General features: G+C 59.5%; 17 protein-coding genes and 1 pseudogene. 4 read left to right on the top strand and 14 right to left on the bottom strand.

The features are described from left to right. Positions 1 to 163 precede the first annotated feature (163 nt). Positions 164 to 1,141, top strand: a pseudogene (locus tag HK28_RS07690) (NADPH dehydrogenase). Positions 1,142 to 1,294: 153 nt separating this feature from the next. Here HK28_RS07690 and HK28_RS07695 read toward each other — a convergent pair. From HK28_RS07695 to HK28_RS07720, 6 genes are all read right to left on the bottom strand, one after another. Next, positions 1,295 to 2,389, bottom strand: a complete 1,095-nt coding sequence (locus tag HK28_RS07695) for a glycosyltransferase family 4 protein (RefSeq protein WP_086644021.1) — start codon at positions 2,387 to 2,389, stop codon at positions 1,295 to 1,297. Between the two features lie 76 nt (positions 2,390 to 2,465). Continuing rightward, positions 2,466 to 3,251: a 3-hydroxybutyrate dehydrogenase gene (locus HK28_RS07700; protein ID WP_086644022.1), complete on the bottom strand. Its 786-nt coding sequence runs from the start codon at positions 3,249 to 3,251 to the stop codon at positions 2,466 to 2,468. Between the two features lie 11 nt (positions 3,252 to 3,262). Next, on the bottom strand, positions 3,263 to 4,633 hold the full coding sequence (locus tag HK28_RS07705; RefSeq protein WP_086644023.1) for a TIGR00366 family protein: 1,371 nt from the start codon (positions 4,631 to 4,633) through the stop codon (positions 3,263 to 3,265). A 304-nt stretch (positions 4,634 to 4,937) separates the two neighbouring features. After that, the gene (locus HK28_RS07710; RefSeq protein ID WP_086644024.1) at positions 4,938 to 5,771 is read right to left on the bottom strand and encodes a 3-keto-5-aminohexanoate cleavage protein; all 834 of its coding nucleotides are present in this window, start codon (positions 5,769 to 5,771) and stop codon (positions 4,938 to 4,940) included. A 534-nt stretch (positions 5,772 to 6,305) separates the two neighbouring features. Beyond that, positions 6,306 to 7,361, bottom strand: coding sequence for an NAD(P)-dependent alcohol dehydrogenase (locus HK28_RS07715; RefSeq protein WP_086644025.1), 1,056 nt, complete (start codon positions 7,359 to 7,361; stop codon positions 6,306 to 6,308). A 22-nt stretch (positions 7,362 to 7,383) separates the two neighbouring features. Next, complete coding sequence (locus HK28_RS07720) at positions 7,384 to 8,442, bottom strand: aldo/keto reductase (protein ID WP_086644026.1); 1,059 nt, start codon at positions 8,440 to 8,442, stop codon at positions 7,384 to 7,386. Positions 8,443 to 9,626: 1,184 nt separating this feature from the next. Here HK28_RS07720 and HK28_RS07725 point away from each other — a divergent pair. Genes HK28_RS07725 through HK28_RS07735 form a run of 3 tightly spaced genes read left to right on the top strand, consistent with a single transcriptional unit; the run spans position 9,627 to position 11,393 of the window. Continuing rightward, positions 9,627 to 10,043 carry a PadR family transcriptional regulator gene (locus tag HK28_RS07725; RefSeq protein WP_086644052.1) on the top strand — a complete coding sequence of 139 codons (417 nt, stop codon included), beginning with the start codon at positions 9,627 to 9,629 and terminating at the stop codon, positions 10,041 to 10,043. Further along, positions 10,040 to 10,624 carry a DUF1700 domain-containing protein gene (locus tag HK28_RS07730; RefSeq protein ID WP_086644027.1) on the top strand — a complete coding sequence of 195 codons (585 nt, stop codon included), beginning with the start codon at positions 10,040 to 10,042 and terminating at the stop codon, positions 10,622 to 10,624. The genes HK28_RS07725 and HK28_RS07730 overlap by 4 nt, the downstream gene beginning before the upstream one ends. Before the next feature lie 19 nt (positions 10,625 to 10,643). Next, positions 10,644 to 11,393: a GIN domain-containing protein gene (locus HK28_RS07735; RefSeq protein ID WP_086644028.1), complete on the top strand. Its 750-nt coding sequence runs from the start codon at positions 10,644 to 10,646 to the stop codon at positions 11,391 to 11,393. A gap of 103 nt (positions 11,394 to 11,496) precedes the next feature. Here HK28_RS07735 and HK28_RS07740 read toward each other — a convergent pair whose 3' ends face one another. The 8 genes from HK28_RS07740 to HK28_RS13980 all read right to left on the bottom strand — a co-directional run bounded on the left by HK28_RS07740 (position 11,497) and on the right by HK28_RS13980 (position 19,199). Further along, on the bottom strand, positions 11,497 to 11,907 hold the full coding sequence (locus HK28_RS07740; RefSeq protein ID WP_086644029.1) for a cytochrome c: 411 nt from the start codon (positions 11,905 to 11,907) through the stop codon (positions 11,497 to 11,499). A gap of 2 nt (positions 11,908 to 11,909) precedes the next feature. Beyond that, complete coding sequence (locus tag HK28_RS07745) at positions 11,910 to 13,502, bottom strand: flavin monoamine oxidase family protein (protein WP_086644030.1); 1,593 nt, start codon at positions 13,500 to 13,502, stop codon at positions 11,910 to 11,912. A 114-nt stretch (positions 13,503 to 13,616) separates the two neighbouring features. After that, positions 13,617 to 14,021, bottom strand: a complete 405-nt coding sequence (locus tag HK28_RS07750; protein ID WP_086644031.1) for a DUF3293 domain-containing protein — start codon at positions 14,019 to 14,021, stop codon at positions 13,617 to 13,619. A 10-nt stretch (positions 14,022 to 14,031) separates the two neighbouring features. Continuing rightward, positions 14,032 to 15,216 carry a rod shape-determining protein RodA gene (gene rodA, locus HK28_RS07755; RefSeq protein WP_233140422.1) on the bottom strand — a complete coding sequence of 395 codons (1,185 nt, stop codon included), beginning with the start codon at positions 15,214 to 15,216 and terminating at the stop codon, positions 14,032 to 14,034. A gap of 71 nt (positions 15,217 to 15,287) precedes the next feature. Next, positions 15,288 to 17,195, bottom strand: coding sequence for a penicillin-binding protein 2 (gene mrdA / locus HK28_RS07760; protein WP_086644033.1), 1,908 nt, complete (start codon positions 17,193 to 17,195; stop codon positions 15,288 to 15,290). Positions 17,196 to 17,253: 58 nt separating this feature from the next. Then, positions 17,254 to 17,820 (bottom strand): rod shape-determining protein MreD, encoded by a 567-nt coding sequence (locus HK28_RS07765; RefSeq protein WP_086644034.1) that lies wholly within the window; start codon positions 17,818 to 17,820, stop codon positions 17,254 to 17,256. Positions 17,821 to 17,832: 12 nt separating this feature from the next. Continuing rightward, complete coding sequence (mreC, locus tag HK28_RS07770) at positions 17,833 to 19,026, bottom strand: rod shape-determining protein MreC (protein WP_086644035.1); 1,194 nt, start codon at positions 19,024 to 19,026, stop codon at positions 17,833 to 17,835. Next, positions 19,023 to 19,199: a hypothetical protein gene (locus HK28_RS13980; protein WP_158093420.1), complete on the bottom strand. Its 177-nt coding sequence runs from the start codon at positions 19,197 to 19,199 to the stop codon at positions 19,023 to 19,025. The genes mreC and HK28_RS13980 overlap by 4 nt, the downstream gene beginning before the upstream one ends. Positions 19,200 to 19,232: the final 33 nt, after the last annotated feature.

The following is a 19,232-nucleotide window of genomic DNA, read 5'->3' on the forward strand; positions in this document are numbered from 1 at the left end:
GAAATCATGGGCCAAGCTTATCAATTGACGGTTCTTCGATCCCTCCACCTTCCCGATCAACATTCGCCGCGTCGTCTCAGGTTCGCCTGTTCGAAAGTAAGATCTGATGAAATTGTTTGATCCAATAACGATCCGTAATCTCATTTTGCGAAATCGTATCGCTATGTCCCCGATGTGCATGCATTCGGGGCTGCCGGGCGGCTTTGTAAATGACTTTCACCTCGTGCATTACGGCGCTCGCTATTTTGGAAAATGGCATGATCGGCCCGGGCGACCTCGGAATTTGGTCAGATGAACATGTGCTTGGCCTGATGCGTCTTGTTTGTGTGATTCACAAGATGGGCGCTTACGCCGGCGCACAGCTTGGTCATGCGGGACGTATGCTCGGGATCGATGGTCTTTCGCCTGTTGCGCCGTCGGCTATCCCATTCGACGATGGGTTCACAACACCGAACCCGCTTGGCGAAGACGAAATTTTTAGCGTCATTGAAGCTTTCAGGATAGCCGCCGGTCGCGCGAGAGACGCAGACTTCGATGTTCTCGAGATTCATACCGCTCACGGTTATCTTTTGAACAAGTTCTTGTCTCCTCTTGCGAATAGACGAAACGATCGGTGGGGGGTAATCATGAAAATCGCTACCGTATTCTACGACACATTATCGATGCCGTCCGCACAGAGTGGGCGGGGCCTCTTTTTGTTAGAATTTCATCCACCGATTATATGAAGGGAGGCAACACCCCGGACGATTTCCTGATCTATGGGCAGTGGATGAAGGAACAGGGCGTCGATCTTATCGATTGTTCATCTGGCGGGATCGCTCCAGTGTCTGTAAAAAGTTATCCCGGTTATCAGGTTCCGGCGGCTACACTTCTCCGGAACAAACTAAATATCATGACGGGCGCGGTCGGTCTTATCGATTCGGCCGGGTTGGCGGAAGATATCGTTCAAAATGAGCGTGCTGACATCGTGTTGATAGGCCGAGGAATGCTGCGAGATCCGTTCTGGGTGCGCTCGGCGGCGGATGAGTTGCGTACAACCGTTCCTGTCCCTGCTCAATACACACGCTATGGATCCTGGTGGCTGGACAACCAACCCAAACCCGTTCCCGCGCCAATGAGCAAAACGGAAGAAAAGTATTGAAAGTACGCTGTGGCGCTTTCTTCTTGCGCGATAGCTGACGTGTTCCAAACTATATAAGAAGCAGGCCTCGCTGGTTCTGGAGTAAATACGCTGCACTGGCGAACGGCATGTCGCCCCACTGCAACAAGGGGGGAGCCGCGACGTCTCCTCGGCTCAGATCCGCGTCGTAGCGCCGCCCCTCTGCAGCCTCTCCAACAACTCCCGCCCGGTTCGCGTAAACGCCTCCGCCGAATAGCGCGATAACACCACGTCGCGCGCTCTCTCGCCCATCTTTGCCAGCTCTTCTGGTGTGCTCAACGCCCGGCGCAAGACCGCTGCGAGCGCGTCCGGAGCTTCAGGCGGCGTATGCCAGCCGGTGACGCCATCCTGAATCGAATACGTCATTTCGCCAACCTTGGAGCCAATAACAGGAAGCGCTGCCTGCATGGCTTCATGCGCGCCAATGCAAAATCCCTCCCATCGTGACGGTTGGAGATAAAGGTGCAGTCCACTCAGGAACGAGCCCGTGTCTGCAGTGAAGCCGGGCAGCCGCACGCGTTCGCCCAGTCCATGCTGCGCGATCAGGCCCTCCAGTTCGGCGCGCTGGGGCCCTTCCCCGGCGATGGTCAGATCAAATGGGGGCAGGGTCTCCAGCGGCAGGCCTGCGATGGCGGCGATCAACTCGGCATAACCCTTTACAGGGTGCAGGCGGCCCAAAGATCCCAGCTTCACTGGCTCGTCGGGTTTCCACGGCAAGACGCGCGGCGCGTTCGGATCGGCGCGAAAGATTGGCCAACAGGCGAGGCGTTCCGGTGGAATGCGCAGGCTGGCGCGGGTGGCTTCAGTCACGAATTGCGAATCTCCCACCCAAAGGCAGGACAGCGATCGTGTGGCGCGTAGTAAGGCGCGGTTAGCTGGTTTCAGGCGCGCAGAATGCTGCCAGCTTGCGACGGGCAGCCCCATGCGCCGTCCGACCAGCTGCCCCAGCAGGGTCGCGCGGGTCAGGGAGGTCCACAGATGGGTTGGCCGCCACGCCTGTAATTCGCCGCCAAGCCAACGATAGGCGCCGAGGTGATCGCGCAAACTGGCGCCGCAGGCCCGGACGTCGAGGCCCGCAGCTCGCATAGGCGGTTCGCCCAGACCGTCTTTCCGCGCCAGAGCAAAGACCGCGACCTCGTGTCCGGCGTCCCTGAATACGTCGGTGACAGCAGGGACAGGGAAGGCGGCGCCACCGCCTTCGAGAGAATTGATCACGTAGGCGATGCGCAAGCGGCGTTCTCCCAACCGAAAGGTTGCGCCGCCTTCCTGCCTCGTCCCTGCGAGAAGTCAAGGTTACACCGGACGCTTAGCGTGCGGTGTAACCGCCGTCGATCATCTGGTTTGCGCCAGTGATCTGCGCGGCTTCGTCCCTGCAAAGGAACGTCGCCATCGCCGCTACCTGCTCAGCCGTGACGAACTGCCCCGTTGGTTGGGCCGCCAGAAGTACGTCCCTGATCACCTGTTCGCGCGTCATGTTGCGCGCCTTCATCGTGTCGGGAATCTGGTTTTCGACCAGCGGCGTCCAGACATAGCCGGGCGAAATCGCGTTGACGGTGATTCCCGTCCCGGCCGTCTCCAACGCCGCTGTTTTCACCAGGCCGAGCAGTCCATGCTTCGCTGCGACGTAAGCGGACTTAAAAGGGGACGCGACCTGCGAGTGTATCGACGCTGTGACGATGATCCGTCCCCAGCCGGAAGCGCGCATCAGGGGGATCGCCGTTTGCATCAGATGAAAGGGCGAACTGAGATTGAGCGCGATGATCTGCTCCCATTTTTCAGCAGGAAACGAGTCGATCGCCTCGACATGCTGTACGCCCGCATTGGCGATCAGGATGTCGAGGCCGCCTGCCTGTTCATATGCTGCGTGAACCAGCGCTCTATTGGACTCCATCAGGCTCAGGTCGGCGGGTATAAAAAATGCTTCCTGACCGGATGCGTCCGAAAGAGCGCGCCTCTGTGTCTCGATGTCCGCCGGGTCGCCGAAGCCGGTCATCACAAGCACGGCGCCTTCTGCGGCCAGAGCACGAGCATAAGCCAGCCCTATCCCTGACGTCGATCCGGTAACAAGAGCCACGCGGTTTTTGAGAAACATCGCGCGCTCCTTCAGCCTAAAGCCAAAACGGAAATACAGCAGATAACAAGGGAGATCATGAACGTCACCGCTGTGAACGCCATGACACGCTGTATCCCGATACCCGCGATGGCCACGATCGGGACGGCCCAGAACGGTTGAAGCATGTTGGCTACGTTTTCGGCGATCGCCACAGCCATAATCACATGTGGCGCCGAGGCGTGCAGACTCATCGCCGCAGGCACGACGAAAGGCCCCTGCACTGCCCAGTGGCCGCCCGCGCTGGGGACGAGGAACGTGATGATCAGCGAGCTTATGAAGCTCCAGAAAGGCAATGTCTGAGCCGACGCGATGTGTACGAAGAAATCAGAGATGACCCCCGCAAGCCCCGTCGCTGTCATGATTCCCATGATTCCGCCGTAGAACGGAAATTGCAGCAAGATCGGTCCAGTCTGCGAAATCGCCTCTCTTACGGCGCCGACATAGGCTATCGGCGTCTTCTGCAAGACGAGCCCAGCGATCAGAAAGCTGAGGATCAGACTTTCGATATCGAAACCGAATCCGTGATCCCGCCATCTCAGGACGAGCGCCGCGAATGCGAAGGCGGCGATCAGGGCGGACAAGATGAACGAGCGCTCCACGGCGACGCGGGGCGACCAAGCAGTTGGCGCCTCTTGCGATGCCGTTAGTCGTTCTTCATCGACGTTCAGGAACACCGATTGCTCGGTCGCGGGGCGTATGAGGGGAAACGCCAAGCCTGACACGATGATCGTCAAAATTGTTGGAACCAGCGTGAACGCTGAGAAGAGAGAGGCGCTGAGCGGCGTAACCTGCCCGGTAAGCTGCTCGACGATGTTCATGGGGTTTCCATGCGTCGCCTGCGACAGGGCGATGGAGCTGGAAAGGCCGCTGTTGCACATCCACCACGCGGAATATCCGCAGGCGACAAGCCATCCGTAATCCACCCGCACGCGCCGCCCGATTTCACGAGCCACGAACGCGCCTACGACCAGCCCAAGGCCCCAGTTGAGCCAGGTCGCGGGAACGACCAGAGCATACATAGTGAATACCGCCTGTCCCGGCGTGTTGACGCCAGCGACCAGTCGGCGAAGCAATCTTCTGACCGCAGGCGCTGCGGCGACGGCATGTCCCGTGACGAGGATCAGCATCATCTGGAACGCGAAGGCGACGATCTTGAAGGAGCCACCGTACCACGCGTTCAGAATATCAGTTGGGGTGCGGTGCGGAGCAAGCGCCCCGGCGAGGATCGCAGTCACGAAGGTCAGAAGCAACGCAATCACGAACGGATCGGGCATAAAGCGTTCGAAGAAGACCACGAAGAAATCGACGAGCGCACTCTGGAGCGAATTTCGGGCTGCAGTTTTGGTTGAGCTTTTGGTCATATGGTATCTCTCAGGCGAAATACGCGGGTGTATCCGAGCGTGTCATGTGCATTGTGTTTGGTTGGGCTGTCATTATTCTCTTATCTCGTGTTTTTATTGAACAATAAAAGCCATGCAATGATCTGAAGAGTTGTACATTGGTGAGGCGGTTGACATTGGAAGCACAAGCGCAACTGTCATTTGAAACTCATCATCGCTGGGCACGCCCGGCAATCCGCCCTTAGGCGAATTCGGCGCGCGTAGATCCATCTCAGATAAGTGAACAATATTGGCGGAGGTTACTGCGAGAGGGAGGTGGCGGCTTTTATTGAGGCACCCGAAGCCCGAGTATCTGCCGCGCCTCTGCTGGCGTGGCAGGACGGCGGCCATGTGCGGCGAGCCGTTCAACCGCTATCTGCACGAGTTCAACGTTGCCCTTGGCAAGTCTATCACGTGTTACGCGAATATTATCTTCCAAACCGGTGCGCACACCGTCGCCGCCACGGGCCAAAACCCAATCCATGACCGTCGTTTGGTGCTGGCCGATCCCCGCCGCCGTCCATGTCGCCTCGGGAAGAATACGTCTTGTTTCGGCAAGAAGAATGTCGAGCAGATGTTCGTCGGCTGGCATGGCGTTCTTTACGCCAAGCACGAACTGCACATGCGGTTTTGGCCCCATCAACCCGGCGTCCACAAGACGACGTGCGCCGTGTATGTGAGACAGGTCGAAGATTTCAATCTCTGGGCCGACTTGATGGTCTTTCATGCTGGCGGCGAGAGTGTCGACGAGAGCGGCGCCGTTCTCGTAGACGATGGTTGGAAAATTCACTGAGCCGGTCGATAGTGAGGCCATATCTGGCCGTAGAGGCAAAGAACTCCCCCGAGCGCTGGCGTCACGCCCGCGGCCTCCGGTGGAAAACTGGATGATCATGCCCGGGCAATGTCTGGAGACGCCCTCTTGAACAGCCTGAAACAGCGCGGGATCGGATGACGGACTTTCGTCGGCGTTGCGAACGTGGATGTGCACGAGTGATGCGCCAGCTTCAAAGGCTTCGTGTGTTGATTCGATTTGCTGCGTCGGAGTCACAGGCAGTGTCGGATTATCCGAGGTGCGCGGCACCGAACCGGTGATGGCGACGGCGACAACAGCTGGACGCATAAGACTCACCCTGACTTTTCCGACGCCTCTCTTCGGAGGCTTGAGTGGCGTGTGAGCCACTGGTTTAATTCGGTTCGCACCCATTTTGTGCGAACAGCGCACTTATGGGCGCTGAACGAATACTATCAAGCGCCGGTTTCGTCGCGCAGGCAAGTCGCTTTTCCATACTCCCGTGCTTGTGATTGCGATCGAGGCGCAGTCAATGGCGACGCTGGGTCCGTTGGAGGGAGCAGTGGGCGCTATCGAAGTGGTTGTGCTGTGTGGCCGTTTGAAATAGCGGCTGTGCGTTTGTCGACACGTATAACGACTTCATTAGGCCGAACTCCCGCTCTCCCTTTTAAAGAAAAGCGGAAAAATTTCGATTTTTGATAAGTCCGTAAATTGAATTTCGGCTTTGGGTTTTGTTTTTCAAATTTTAAATACATATATTGAAACAATATATTTTCGTTCCAAAATGTGTGATCCGCTCGAATTGTCTGAATCTCGGTTGGAGCCCGTTTCTTTCAAAACGGGCTCCAACCGGAAGAGAAAATCTCAGGCGCTGGCAGGCATGGACGTCATGTCGATCACGAAGCGATACTTCACATCCGATTTCAGCATGCGCTCATAAGCCGCCTCGATCTCATCCATGCGAATTATCTCGATGTCGGACGTGATTCCATGCTCACCGCAGAAGTCGAGCATTTCCTGAGTCTCCGCGATCCCTCCGATCAGCGATCCGGCGAAGGTGCGGCGCTTCATGATCAGGCTGAACACCGAGACCGGCAGCGGCTCCTCGGGCGCTCCGACCTGAACCAGCACGCCGTCGCGTTTGAGTAGCCCGAGATATTCGTTGATGTCGTGTTTAGCCGAGACTGCGTCGAGGATGAAGTCGAAGCGTCCGCTCTCCTTGGCCATCGCATCCGGGTCTTTCGACAGAACGACCTCATGCGCGCCGAGCCGCAGCCCGTCCTCGACTTTGCTGGCCGACGTGGTGAACAACACGACTTCCGCGCCCAGCGCACGGGCGAATTTCACGCCCATATGGCCAAGTCCGCCAAGTCCGACGATGCCGACGCGCTGCCCGGGACCGACCTTCCACTTACGCAGGGGCGACCAAGTGGTGATGCCTGCGCAGAGCAATGGCGCCACGGCGGCGGGGTCGAGCGAAGTTGGCGCACGCAGCACGAAAGCCTGATCAACCACGACGGCGCTGGAGTATCCGCCAAAAGTGATCCCGCGCCCCTGCCGGTCCTCGCCGTTATAGGTGCCGACGAAACCGACTTCGCAGTACTGTTCCAGCCCCTCTTTACAGCTTGTGCATTCCCGACATGAATCGACCATGCAGCCGACCCCGACGAAATCACCTTTCTTAAAGCGCGTGACGGAGGAGCCAACCTCGGCCACGTGCCCTACGATTTCGTGCCCAGGCACGCATGGGTAGATGGTGTTCTTCCATTCGTTGCGAGCCTGATGGAGATCCGAGTGACAGACGCCGCAATAGGTGATGTCGATACGGACATCGTCCGGTCCCACATCTCTTCGTTCAAACGCGAGGGGGGCGAGCGGTGCATTCGCTGCGGTGGCGGCGTATCCGACGCATGAGAGCATGTCTTGTTTCCTTGTGGTACGGTTACGATTTTGCGGAAGAGTCGTCTGGAGTCATCCATGGCGCGCGATACGCCGCCTGACGCTCGATCATCCAGCCGGGGTATTCCGGGGGCAGCGCGCTTGCGGCGTCGAGCGTCACCAGATTGTCAGCGGTCAAGCGCACCTCGGTCGCGGAGATGTTGTCGAGAAGCTGGTCCGGCCTGCGGGCGCCGACGATTACGCTGGTCACGACAGGCTGGTGAAGCAACCACGCGATTGCTACCTGCGCCACGCTGCACCCATGTTCCTCGGCTATGGGGCGCATGGCGTCGATCGCGGCGAAGGCGCGATCTCGATCGACCGGCGGGAAATCGAACGTTGCGCGGCGCCCGTCGCCAGCGACCGACGTCCCGTCGCGATGATATTTGCCCGAGAGCAGCCCGCCCGCCAGGGGGCTCCACACCATCAGGCCGACCTGCTCCGATTGCAGCATGGGACGTAGTTCCCGCTCCAGATCGCGCCCGGCGATGGTGTAATAAGCTTGCAGGCTATGCAGCGGCGTCAGATTTTTACGTTCGGCGATTCCCAAAGCCTTGGCGATGCGCCACGCGGGCCAGTTGGAGACGCCGACATAGCGGACGTCCCCGCTGCGGACGAGCGTGTCCAGAGCCGCCAGCGTCTCGTCGATCGGCGTGATGGGGTCGACGCCATGAATCTGGTAGAGATCCACGTGGTCGAGTTGCAGCCGTTTCAGGCTTGCCCGCGCTTGCGCGAGGATGTGTGCGCGCGACGCCCCGCGAGCGTTCGGGCCGCTACCCATGGGCGCCAGCGCCTTTGTCGCCACCACGACGTCGTCACGCGCCACGCCGAGATTGCGTAACGCCTGTCCGGTGATCTGCTCCGACTGACCTTGTGAATAAACATTGGCCGTATCGACAAAATTGACGCCAGCGTCGAGCGCCACGCGCAGCAGCGAGTCAGCTTCCTGCTGCTGCAGATCGCCGATCGGAGCCCAGCGATCTCCGACGCCGCCGAATGTCATCGTGCCGAGGCACAGTTCGGACACCAGTAGGCCGGTGCGGCCCAATGGGTGATATCTCATGTCTCGCTCCTGTCATTCAGGACGTGTGAGGCCCAAGCGTCAGCGCCAGTTTGAAGCTGAAACGCCGACGCCTCGTCCCCTGTGGGGGAGAATCAATTGTTTAGAGCGCGCGAAATAAATCCGGGTTCGACCGAATACGGATCGAAAACGGTCGCGTCTTGCGAGTTAATGATAAGGCGCGGTCGCTTCATGGCTTGGCGCCTCCCGCCACTATAGCACGGTTCGCCGGTGTGAAAAGGTCGCCGGCCACGAGGTAGGTAGACGCGTTTGGATCGCGGATGGATTGCGTGATGGAGCGGAGAATATCACGAGGATTTTCGTGGTAATCACGTCTATTGCGAGAAATTTTACTTTCTCATTCAGTTTCTCTCTGAATTTTTTGCGACCCGATAATGTGCTGTCTCGCTCCTTTTGCAGGGGCGATTACGTAGATCATTGCCTGTTCGTGCTGCGTGGCGGGAAGAATCAGGTTGTTGCGCCTGTTTTACCTTCCTCATCAGCAAATAGAATTTAGTGCGCTTAAAATAGTTGATATGGACGACTTCTCCTCACATTGAGGCGCTAGGCGGCGCCTGCTTTTGAGGTTCCAATGAATCTTAGGTGATAGAAGCGCCGAGACGCTGAATTGGTCCTCACAAAGCATTGAATTGGTTTCGCGACGAGGTTTCGTTTCGGGGCGCAGCATCCAGCGAGAGCCGATGTGTGCCTGCTGCCTGACGCGAGGTGGTCGCGCGCTGGCTGCTTCCGTGGGGGAGCTTCGAAGAGCCTGCTGTTGAGTTCGGGCAGGCAGAAAGGGACGCGCCGACGCTTTGTCGCGGTGACGGGGGCTTGTCGCCGCGACGACTTGACGTCCGGAGCTTGTGAAATGGGTCGAATGGATCGTCAGGCGCCATCGTGAGTGGCTGATGCCTCGTCACCCGGATGTCGGATCGGTCAAACTATATAAGTATTTGTTTTATATAGTATTTTTATCCAGATGCGTAATTCCTCCGGCAGGTTTGAAATAATGGGTCGCCCGTATTCGTTTGAGCAGACTTGGGTGCAGTGAAGGAGAGTAGGCGACGGCCCGGAAAATTTTTTGGCAGGTACCTTGCAATGCAAGGAACGTGTGTATAGTCAGTATTAACGGCATGGAGACGTTTGCAGTGCGTCCTTGCCGGGCAGGTCTGAAAAATGGAAATCGCGTGGAACCGAATCTCACTCAGTTCAAGAAAGGCGTGCTGGAGCTATGCGTTCTCGCGGTGCTCGCTCGCGCCGATTCCTACGGCTACGACATCGCCAGCCAACTTGCCGATGCGATCGGCATGGGAGAGGGAACAGTCTATCCCTTGATGCGTCGGATGCAGAAAGAGGCTCTTGTTTCTACGTATTTCGTTGAATCTCCGTCCGGACCGCCACGCAAGTATTACGCTCTGACTGATCTGGGACGAAGGAGCCTGAAAGCGCAGCGCGACGCCTGGGAGAGTTTTTCTTCCGCTGTAACACATGTGCTTTCGCCGGAGCGTAACGAGGGCGCGGCACGCCCGGATACGCAGGCGTCGGGCGTAAGCGTTCCCACGCATTTGACTGTGCACAAAGCGACTGAGAAGCCAGGAACATGAGCGAAAACAGTTTTGTAAGAGGGTTGTTTCTCAGTCGGATGCGGGCGGGTCTGAAAGGCATGCCGCGTTCAGTCATTGAAGAAACGATCAATGATTACGCGGCGCATTTCGACGCAGGCGTTGCCAACGGGCGCTCTGAAGAAGATATCGCGCAAGGTCTGGGCGACCCTTCGCGTCTCGCCCGGGAAATCCGGGCTGAGGATGGCGTCCGGCGTTGGCACGACGAGCGCACGTTTTACGCCGCCATGCGCGCAGTATTTGGTATGATCGGCCTGTTGGCGGTCGACGTTTTTCTTGTTTTGCCCTTGCTGTTCATAGTTGGAGTTTTTCTTTTCGTGGTAATCGTCGTCGGCGTGACGTTCAGCGTCGTCGGGGCGATCCTGACGCCTTTGGGCGTCATGGGCGTCGGCGCATTCATGAACGTTGACTGGCTGCAAGGTGTCCTGATCGGGCTTGGCATGCTCTGCGCCGGAGTCGCTCTTTGCGCGTTCGGACTTCTTATTTCGATTGTAGCCATGAATATGCTCGTCAGTTACGGACGCGCGCATTACCGCACAATCGCCGCTCCTTCCGAAATTTGAAATTAAGGGAACCTCCGCCATGGTTCGAGGTCTTGTCATAGTCATCGCTTCCGCGGCTGCATTGTCGGCGCTGTGTTTCGGTCTTGCTGATTTGCGCGGTCCGCTTGAACTCAATTTCGCCGACGCGTCGGACGACGCGCACGTTCCAGTGCAAACCAAGACTTTTCCATGGAAAGGAGGGCCGTTCCTGTCCCTCGATCTTCCTGGAGAGATTATCGTCACGCAAGGAGAAACGCCCAGCGTTGTTGCCACCGGATCAAAAAATCTGGTCGACAGTCTGTCTATGGATGGAGATATTCTCAAGATGGAGAGGAAAAACATATCCTGGCCACTCGGACGCCATGGGTCTCGCCTGCGTGTAACCGTGACGGCGCCCGCTTTGACGCATGTCGTGATGAATGGTTTCGGTTCCGTGAACTTCCACGACTATCAGCAGAAAGAACTGGAAGTGGAACTGAATGGCGCAGGAAGTTTGACTGGAACCGGAAAGGTTACGGACCTGACTCTGAAGCTGTCGGGGGCTGGGTCCGCGAAATTTACGCAGATGATCGTCGCCAATATGGACGTATCAGTGAGTGGGGCTGGTTCGGTGAAGGCGGGCCCAACTGGCGTGGTGAACGTTTCTATCAGCGGCGCGGGTTCCGTGCGCCTGACCAGCCAGCCGCAGAGCCTCAGCAAGCAAATTAGCGGCGTCGGTTCAGTCAGCGTGATGGGCGGAGCAGCTTCTTCTGGCGACGCCAAAGACAACGACGATAAAGTTTCTCTATGAAATTATTATAGGTACTGCAGTAAGATGCTCGCGACGATGTCATTCCACCGCTCGCGAGGATTTTCCCCGCAGGCAATTTTCGGCGAGACGCGCTCGGCGAACTTCAGTGATCGTCTACCTGGACCGGGCCGACCATTTGTTTCACCAGTTCAGGCGTAGCCTCGTCGCGATATTGATTGCCAAAGTTTGTCCGCACGTAATTCACGACGGAAGTTATTTCGTCTGGCGTCAACTGACCGTTGAACCACGGCATGCCGCCGCGTCCATTCAGGACGGTGACGAGGGTCCACGGCAGGCTCGCCAGATGCTGGTTGGCGTAAAGAGCAGGCACGGTCGCAGAGCCTGTCCCGCCCTTTCCGTCGGCCATGTGACAGGCCTGACAAACATGACGGTAAATTTCTGCGCCGGAATGCGCTGACGGCGCCAGCCCACCAGCGCCGCCGGGAGAGTCGGCGAAGGCTTGCGTCGCCACAGTTGCGCTCAGGATGAGAAAGGACGAAATCCACAGACGCATCTTCAAATCTCCTGTGCACGCTTGTGGAGTCGCTCTATGGCGTCGAGTGATGACAACAAGGCGCCTTCCTGCCATCCGGCCAGATATGATGCGTGATCGCCCGCCAAAACAATTTTTCCATCCATGGAGACAAGGTTCGCGTAATGCGCAGCCCGGGCCGCTTCGCTCCACCGTGCGCGACATCCAATGATCCAGGGAACGCGGCTCCAGGCGACGGAGACGCCACCGAGAAATTCTTTCCTGTACTGCGGATGGATTTTCTCGCCCTGCGATAGCGCCAGTTCCAGCCTTTGGTCCGGCGTCATGCCCGCGATGTCGTATCCCGCCCTGCCCATGGAAAATGCCCCGAGAAGAACGGCGGGTCCTGACGAAAACATGCGGTCGTTTGGATATGAGATCAGGGAAATTTCCTGATCTGTAAAACTGATGCCGCCGTATATATTCTCGTCCTCCTCCCAGAAACGCCTCTTGAATTCTAGCCCGATCTTGCAGTGAGAGGCATAAGGCACAGCCTGAATGGCCGCTTTCTTCGCGGGAGCCACCTGAATATCGATTTGCGAGAGGACTGGCAGCGGAAGTGCGCAAACGCACCAGTCCGCCGTCGTTTTTGTTGTCTCTTGCGTGGTGGTGTTCACGCTCGTGACGACGACGCCCGTGTCGCCCTGAGAAATCTGGGTAATTTTTCTATTGAGAATGACCTTGCCGCCGACATGCCTTGCGAATGCGCGGCTGATTGCATCCATCCCGCCGACGGGCTGAAACATGGTCGGCTGCATTTCATACTGCGTGAAAAAACTCATCGACCGCCAGACAGTGGGATCGAGAACGTCCTTGAACGGCAAAAGATCTGACGGAACAGGCGCGCCGTTGACGCCGCCGCCGGGTGGCTGGTCATAACCGCGATGCGCGGAAGTGTGTACGCTTTTGCGATAAGACAGACTCTCGTCAAGCACGCCCCACCCCCGCAACGCCTCGATAAGCCGTTCCCGATCCTCGTGCGAAACCTTGTGATCGAGCGCTCCCTCGTTTGTGGCTTTGGCAAGAAGTTCCGAGACATTGCCGATCAGATCGAGCGAGGCGGCTTTGAAGCGCTGCGGCTTGCCGTCAAAGGCGTCGCTGCTGTGCAGCCATGTGTTGGTGTTGAACTGAACAAACGGCTCCAAAGGAACGCCGAATTCCCGGCAATAGTGCAGCAGGGCTCTGTGGTGGTGGGGAATGCGCCACGGTCCGGGGTTGAAGTAATTGTTATTGCTGAAAGACACTTTCTGGGAAGCGCCGCCCAGTTCGGTGTAGGTGTCGCCGTTGCGAAGCGTCCAGTTACGGCCGCCGATGCGATTTTGATATTCAAGAACGGTGACGTCGTACCCAGCTTTGCCAAGTTCGTATGCGGCGACCAGCCCCGCAAGACCCGCTCCGAGGACGACGACGCGGCTTCGTTCTTTCGCGGGCGAGAGGGTTAGAGGCTTCTCAAACCGGGATTCTTCGGCGTGCCCCAGAGCCGTCATGGCGTGATAAAGGGCCGCGGCTCCCGCGCTCACGCCGATTGAGGACAGAATCTGGCGGCGTGTTGGAGCGTGCCGGGAAGGAAAAGACATGGGATGACCTGCGTCGAATATCTATTTCGAAATCAGAACCAGTTTAATAATTTATCCTGGCGATACAATATCTGGCGACGATACATTGTGATTGCTGTTGCGCTGACCCAAGCGTCAGACGTTTGACATGGGCGCCAAAAAAACGAGACGTGTCCTTCGCCCCGTTTTGACCAGAACCACCGCATTCTGACGAAACATGCGCGCGAGCCGCATTCCGCGAGCCAGAGGCGCGGCTACAGCGAAGAGCGGCTCCGACCATCCGTCCAGACGGCCTTCGCCTGTTGCCGTCGGCGTTCCATGCAGGCGTTCCTCGAGCCGCTCCATCATTCGCCGATTCCAGCCATCAGGGCGTCGGCGCCCGCCGGGATTGCATGCGCTGAGCATGATCGCTGCGTTCGCGCCCTCGATCATGTTCCGGCGAGCGATGCGCCCCACCCGGACGCTCACGCCACCAGCCGAATAGACGCTCAGGCGGTAGGAACGCAGGATTGCGGGTGTGATCGGACGCACGCCAGACATGGCGCGTTTCCTATTCTTGTTCTTCGCGTTCTTCGCCGAACCGCGAATTACGATGCACCCACACTGACATCAGCAAGCCAAACCCGAGCATGACGTCGAGCATGGCTGAACCGCCGTATGAGATGAGAGGCAAAGGTACGCCGCCTACCGGGATAGCCCCCATCACCATCGAAAGATTCACGAGACAATAGAGGAAGAAATTGACCGAAATTCCCAGCGCCAGAAGGCGCCCGAAGCGGTTTCTGCTGCGGATCGCCATGATCATGCCGCCGAGGATCAGCAAAAGAAGCAGGCCAATCACCGCGATTCCGCCGACATAACCCCATTCTTCGGCGATCATCGTGAAGATGAAGTCGGTCTGCTTCTCGGGCAGGAAGTTGAGCTGCCCCTGCGTGCCCCGCATGTATCCCTGTCCCCACATCCCGCCGGAGCCGAGCGCGATCTTCGACTGGATGATGTTGTACCCAGCGCCGAGTGGATCGCTTTCCGGGTGCATGAACGTAGTGATGCGGGCCTTCTGGTAATCGTGCAGATGCGCATACGCGATCTTCAGCAGCACAGGCGTCGGCAGAATGAGCAGCGCGATCTGCCACAACCGCATGCCCGCCGCGAAGAACATGGCGGCGCCGACGCCGCCGATAATCACGCCGGTGCCGAGATTCGGCTCCTTCAACACCAGCCCGACTGGCAGCAGCACCATGAGGGTCGGCGGGATCAGCCAGAGCGGGTTGCCCATGCGGGCATAGGAAATTCGGTGAAACCACGCCGCCAGCATCAGAACGAGCGCAACTTTGGCGTATTCCGAAGGCTGGACCTGCATCCCGCCCAGCATGATCCAGCGTTCGGCGCCCTTGCCGACATGCCCCATCCGCAAGACCGCCACCAGCAACCCGATGGCGACGATGTAGAGCGGCACGGCGATCCGAACCAGAAACCGGGGAGGCATCATGGCGACCGTGATCATCAACACCAGCCCGAAGCCGAAACGCATGGCCTGAGGACCGGCGAACGGCCGTGCCGAACCGCCTCCGGCGGAGTAAAGCGATACGTAGCCTACGCCCGCGAGGACACAGATCAGAAGAACGTAGAGCCAACTGACGCTCCACAGCTTTGACAGGATGCGAAAGCTGGGCTCGGCGCGCAGCAGGCGTTTACGGAATCTGCCGCCGCTTTTGCGCGGATCGAGGCCCGCCAGCACGCCGCGCGCTGCAGCGCCCGAACGGTTGGCGAGCCCGCTTGTGGGCTTCACCGGCAACACCATAGTCGTTACTCCGCGTCCGCGACCGTCTGGCCGGGTGGTATGCGGTGGTTGACCGGATCACGGGTCAGCGCGTCGGTCATTATGTCGCGCGCCAGCGGAGCGGCTGCGTCTGCGCCCGCGTTCCCGTGTTCGATCACCACCGAAACCGCATAGCGGGGCGCGTCAAAGGGCGCGAAGCAGATGAAAAGGGCGTGCGGCCGGTACTCCCAAGGCAGACTCGCCGAATTGAAGTGGCCGCTTTCGCGAAGCGCGCGAGAGACGCGCCGCACCTGCGCCGAGCCGGTCTTGCCCGCCATCTGCACGCCGGGAATGTCCAGCCGCGCCTTGGGCGCCGTGCCATGCGGCTCGTTCACAACAGCGAACATGCCGCCGCGCAGGGCGTCGAGAAACTTGGGATCCATGTCGAGTGCGGGCCAATTCGTCGGTTCCGCTTTCGCGCCCACCGACCCGTTCACCGCTCGGACAAGATGCGGTTCAACGGCGCGTCCGGTGGCGATGCGCGAGGTATACGTGGCGAGCTGCAGCGGCGTGACCTGCACAAAGCCTTGTCCGATTCCGCTCACGACTGTGTCGCCGCCGTTCCAGTGATGGCCGTGACGTCTACGCCATTCGGGCGTCGGGATAAGCCCCTCGCGCTGGTGCGGCAATTCGATGCCCAGTTCCGTGCCCAGGCCAAACGCGTGCGCGGACTCGGCTATTTTTTCCATGCCGATACGGTGCGCGACTTCATAGAAATAAACGTCGCAAGAGAATTTCAGCGCCTGATGCAGGTCGAGCGACCCGTGGCCGTACTTCGCCCAGCAATGGAAGCGCGCGCCGCCCATGTCGAAGTGCCCCGGGCAGAAAAAGCGGTCAGTCGCGCTGATGGCCCCGGAGCTGAGCGCCGCCATGGCCACCGCCGGTTTGAACGTCGATCCGGGTGGGTAGACGCCCGCCACGGCCTTGTTGATCAGGGGCGTACGTTCATTGCTGGTCCATTCCGCCCATTGCGCGCGGCTGACGCCGCTGTCGAACAGGGAAGGATCGAAAGACGGGTTGCTGACCATGGCCACGACTTCGCCATTGCGGCAGTCCATGACCACAGCGGAAGCAACCTGGTCGCCAATGCGCCCCAGAACCGCCTGCTGCAACCCGACGTCGAGCGACAGGGAGATCTGATCGCCCGGCGTGCCCTCGACGCGGTCGAGTTCCGCCATTACGCGCCCGACGGCGTTGACCTCCATTTGCACCGACCCGGATTCGCCTCGCAGGAGGTCGTCCTGACTCTGCTCGACGCCCGCCCGGCCCATGCGCATGCCGGGAAGCGCCAGCAGGGCGGACTTCGCGACATCCTGTTCATTGGGCGGCGCCACGTAGCCAACGGTATGCGCCAGCAGAGATCCGTACGGATAGAACCGGGTCGTGCCGACGTCGATCAGTACGCCCGGCAATCCCGGCGAATTCAGCTCGATCCGCGCCATGTCGTCCCAGGACAGGAAGTCCCGCAGCATGACTGGCACGAACTTGCGCTTGTGACGCATTTCGCGCGCGACGCGCGCGCGATCCCGTTCGTCAAGTGGAACAAGGGTCGAGAAACGGTCGATCGTGCCCTGCACGTCCGTAGTTTCTTCCGGCAGCAGCAGGGCACGCCAATTGGTCTTGTTGGCGGCGATCGCGACGCCATAACGATCGACGATCAGCCCGCGTGGCGGCGCAAGCAACCGCTTGCTGATACGATTGTTGTCGGCCAACTTCGCGAAATGATCGCCGTCGCGAATCTGTAAGTCATAGAGTCTGCGTCCGAGCACGCCGAGGGCTGCGGTCTGAGCAGCCATAAGCAGAAGCGCGCGGCGCGTGAAGACTCCGCTGCCCGGATCCTTCGGGTCGCGGATCGGCATGAGGCGCTTCGGTTCCTTGCGGCGGCGCAACTTCATACGGTGCGCCTCCCTGTCGCGTGGATCGCATGGCGCAAAACTGTGTCTTCACCAGTTGTCATGCGTGCGGATCCGGATGCGATAATAGCCGATGCGCGCGCGAACTTAACGCCGACAACGGGGGATAGACGCCGACGGCAAGCATGGTCTCGAAGATTGCGGGTGCGGAAGGCATTGGCTGGAGCGACAGCGTCGAAACCATAAGCCAGTCCAGACCACAGGCGAGCGCTGCCAACACTGCGAACACCAGCCAGATCACGAGAAAGCTGAGGCGCATCAGTCCGAAGCGAAGATGCGCCGCGACCCCGTGCAGCAACAGCAGCACGAACGCGTTCACGCCCGGAGGCGCGAAGCCGATAAGATCCATGAAAAGGCCGAGCAGCAGGACCATAGGCGCGGGCATCGCGTCCGGACGCCAGACCGACCAGAAAAATACCAGCGACATGACGACGCCAGGCAGAAGCGCAGTTGCGCCCGGCAAGCCGGTAGGCGCGGAGAGCAGCGCGATCAGGACTGCCGTGACGCCGCCGGGAGCCATTCGGGCGGCGAATCTGTCGAGACGTAGCGCGAGAGAGGGGCGCGCGCGCAACCCTTGCTGACGCTGTTGCGGGGGATCGGAGGCCATCACAGCGATCCCTCATCCGCGTTCCGTAAATGGCGGCGGATAGGCCGGAATCGGATTTTGCACCCTCTTGCGGCCTGAAAGAGATGGATCCGCAGCTGGTGCGCCAGGAACCTGAGCCCCCGGATTCACTTCCTGCCGTGCGGGCGCCATGCCGCCGCCATCCTGCGGTTCGTCCGCATCGTCGGCCTGGTTGCTCTCCTTTGGAGTCGACTTTTCATCTCGCTCATGCTGCGGCCGAATGCCAATGACGCCGCCAAGGGTGGCCCCGCTTAATGTGGTTCCGTCGCCAGCATCGCCATCCCGAGGGCCCGTACCGGGGAGGGCGCCGTTCGGACCGGCGCCGGCATGCAAGGGAGCGAGCGGCACCCTCCCGGGCGCGTCGGGCGCGTCGATAGAGGCGACTTCGAAGTCGAAAACACGCAGGATGCTGAGGTGATCCAGCCGCGCGTAAGGCGTGACCACCGGTTGACCTGGCCGGGCATAGTGGACGACGCCAATGGGCAGGCCCGCAGGCAACAGATTGGCCTGTCCGCTGGTGACGACTCGCTCGCCTTCAATCGGGTGGTTGTCCTGAGCGTAATACATCAATCGCGGCGATGAAGAGTTGTCCCCCGTCATTATAGCGGAGCCGTGGCTGGCTTCCAGCGTGACGGGAATGCGACTCGACAGGTCGTTAATCAGAAGAATGCGCGCCGATCGTTGGCCGGTTTCGGTGACGCGTCCCGCAAATCCGTCCGCCGCAAGCGCTACGTTGCCAACATGCACGCCGTTCTGAGGCCCTGCGCCAATCAGCACGGCATGGGAGTACAGCCCGCCCGCGTCAGCGATAACGCGGCCGGTGACAAAGGAAGGGACCGGGTCGGGCATCCAGCGCAAGTTGCTCTTTAACGTCTGATTTTCCTGGGTCAGCGATACCGCGACGTCATACCATCCCCGAAGAGTCTCGTTCTCTGCGCGCAGACTGGCGTTTTCCTCCGCCAGATGGCTGATGCCCCGCACTTCAGAGACCGCCGCCGCGACCCGTTCGCCCGGTTCAGCGACCAGTGACCAGATCGGCGACAGCACGTCCGCGACCAGCATGCGAGCCGCGTGCGTGAGGCTGCGGTCCGCCTGACCCAGCAAGATGACCCCGATCGCAATAAGCAGCATGAACGGCAGGAGAAGCTTGTCGAGCGCCTGGCGAGCCTGAATGGAGACGGGAATCATGGCGCCGGGCGCTCCTCCGCCCAGAAGTTACGGGCGGCGAGCGCTGTTTCGGAAATCAGGCGGAGGAGGTTCAGCGTCGTCTCCATCGTCCCAGGGCGCCAGCCCAGCCTCATTGCATCGTCCTCACGCCTGTGGGTGAAGATTTCATGCAGCCTCCCTGTATTCGCGTTCATGTCGACTGTGTCGAAGTCGCGAAGCAGAGCGCC

The organism is Acetobacter sp. DsW_063, assembly GCF_002153745.1.
Lineage (GTDB): Bacteria > Pseudomonadota > Alphaproteobacteria > Acetobacterales > Acetobacteraceae > Acetobacter.

Excerpts from the sequence above, each read along its gene's own strand:
- mrdA (WP_086644033.1), bottom strand. The coding sequence starts at position 17,195 with ATGAAGTTGCGCCGCCGCAAGGAACCGAAGCGCCTCATGCCGATCCGC.
- HK28_RS07720 (WP_086644026.1), bottom strand. The coding sequence starts at position 8,442 with ATGAGATATCACCCATTGGGCCGCACCGGCCTACTGGTGTCCGAACTG.
- HK28_RS07710 (WP_086644024.1), bottom strand. The coding sequence starts at position 5,771 with ATGCGTCCAGCTGTTGTCGCCGTCGCCATCACCGGTTCGGTGCCGCGC.
- HK28_RS07765 (WP_086644034.1), bottom strand. The coding sequence starts at position 17,820 with ATGGCCTCCGATCCCCCGCAACAGCGTCAGCAAGGGTTGCGCGCGCGC.
- HK28_RS13980 (WP_158093420.1), bottom strand. The coding sequence starts at position 19,199 with ATGAACGCGAATACAGGGAGGCTGCATGAAATCTTCACCCACAGGCGT.
- HK28_RS07700 (WP_086644022.1), bottom strand. The coding sequence starts at position 3,251 with ATGTTTCTCAAAAACCGCGTGGCTCTTGTTACCGGATCGACGTCAGGG.
- HK28_RS07750 (WP_086644031.1), bottom strand. The coding sequence starts at position 14,021 with ATGTCTGGCGTGCGTCCGATCACACCCGCAATCCTGCGTTCCTACCGC.
- mreC (WP_086644035.1), bottom strand. The coding sequence starts at position 19,026 with ATGATTCCCGTCTCCATTCAGGCTCGCCAGGCGCTCGACAAGCTTCTC.
- HK28_RS07715 (WP_086644025.1), bottom strand. The coding sequence starts at position 7,361 with ATGCTCTCATGCGTCGGATACGCCGCCACCGCAGCGAATGCACCGCTC.
- HK28_RS07705 (WP_086644023.1), bottom strand. The coding sequence starts at position 4,633 with ATGACCAAAAGCTCAACCAAAACTGCAGCCCGAAATTCGCTCCAGAGT.
- HK28_RS07740 (WP_086644029.1), bottom strand. The coding sequence starts at position 11,907 with ATGCGTCTGTGGATTTCGTCCTTTCTCATCCTGAGCGCAACTGTGGCG.
- HK28_RS07745 (WP_086644030.1), bottom strand. The coding sequence starts at position 13,502 with ATGTCTTTTCCTTCCCGGCACGCTCCAACACGCCGCCAGATTCTGTCC.
- HK28_RS07735 (WP_086644028.1), top strand. The coding sequence starts at position 10,644 with ATGGTTCGAGGTCTTGTCATAGTCATCGCTTCCGCGGCTGCATTGTCG.
- HK28_RS07730 (WP_086644027.1), top strand. The coding sequence starts at position 10,040 with ATGAGCGAAAACAGTTTTGTAAGAGGGTTGTTTCTCAGTCGGATGCGG.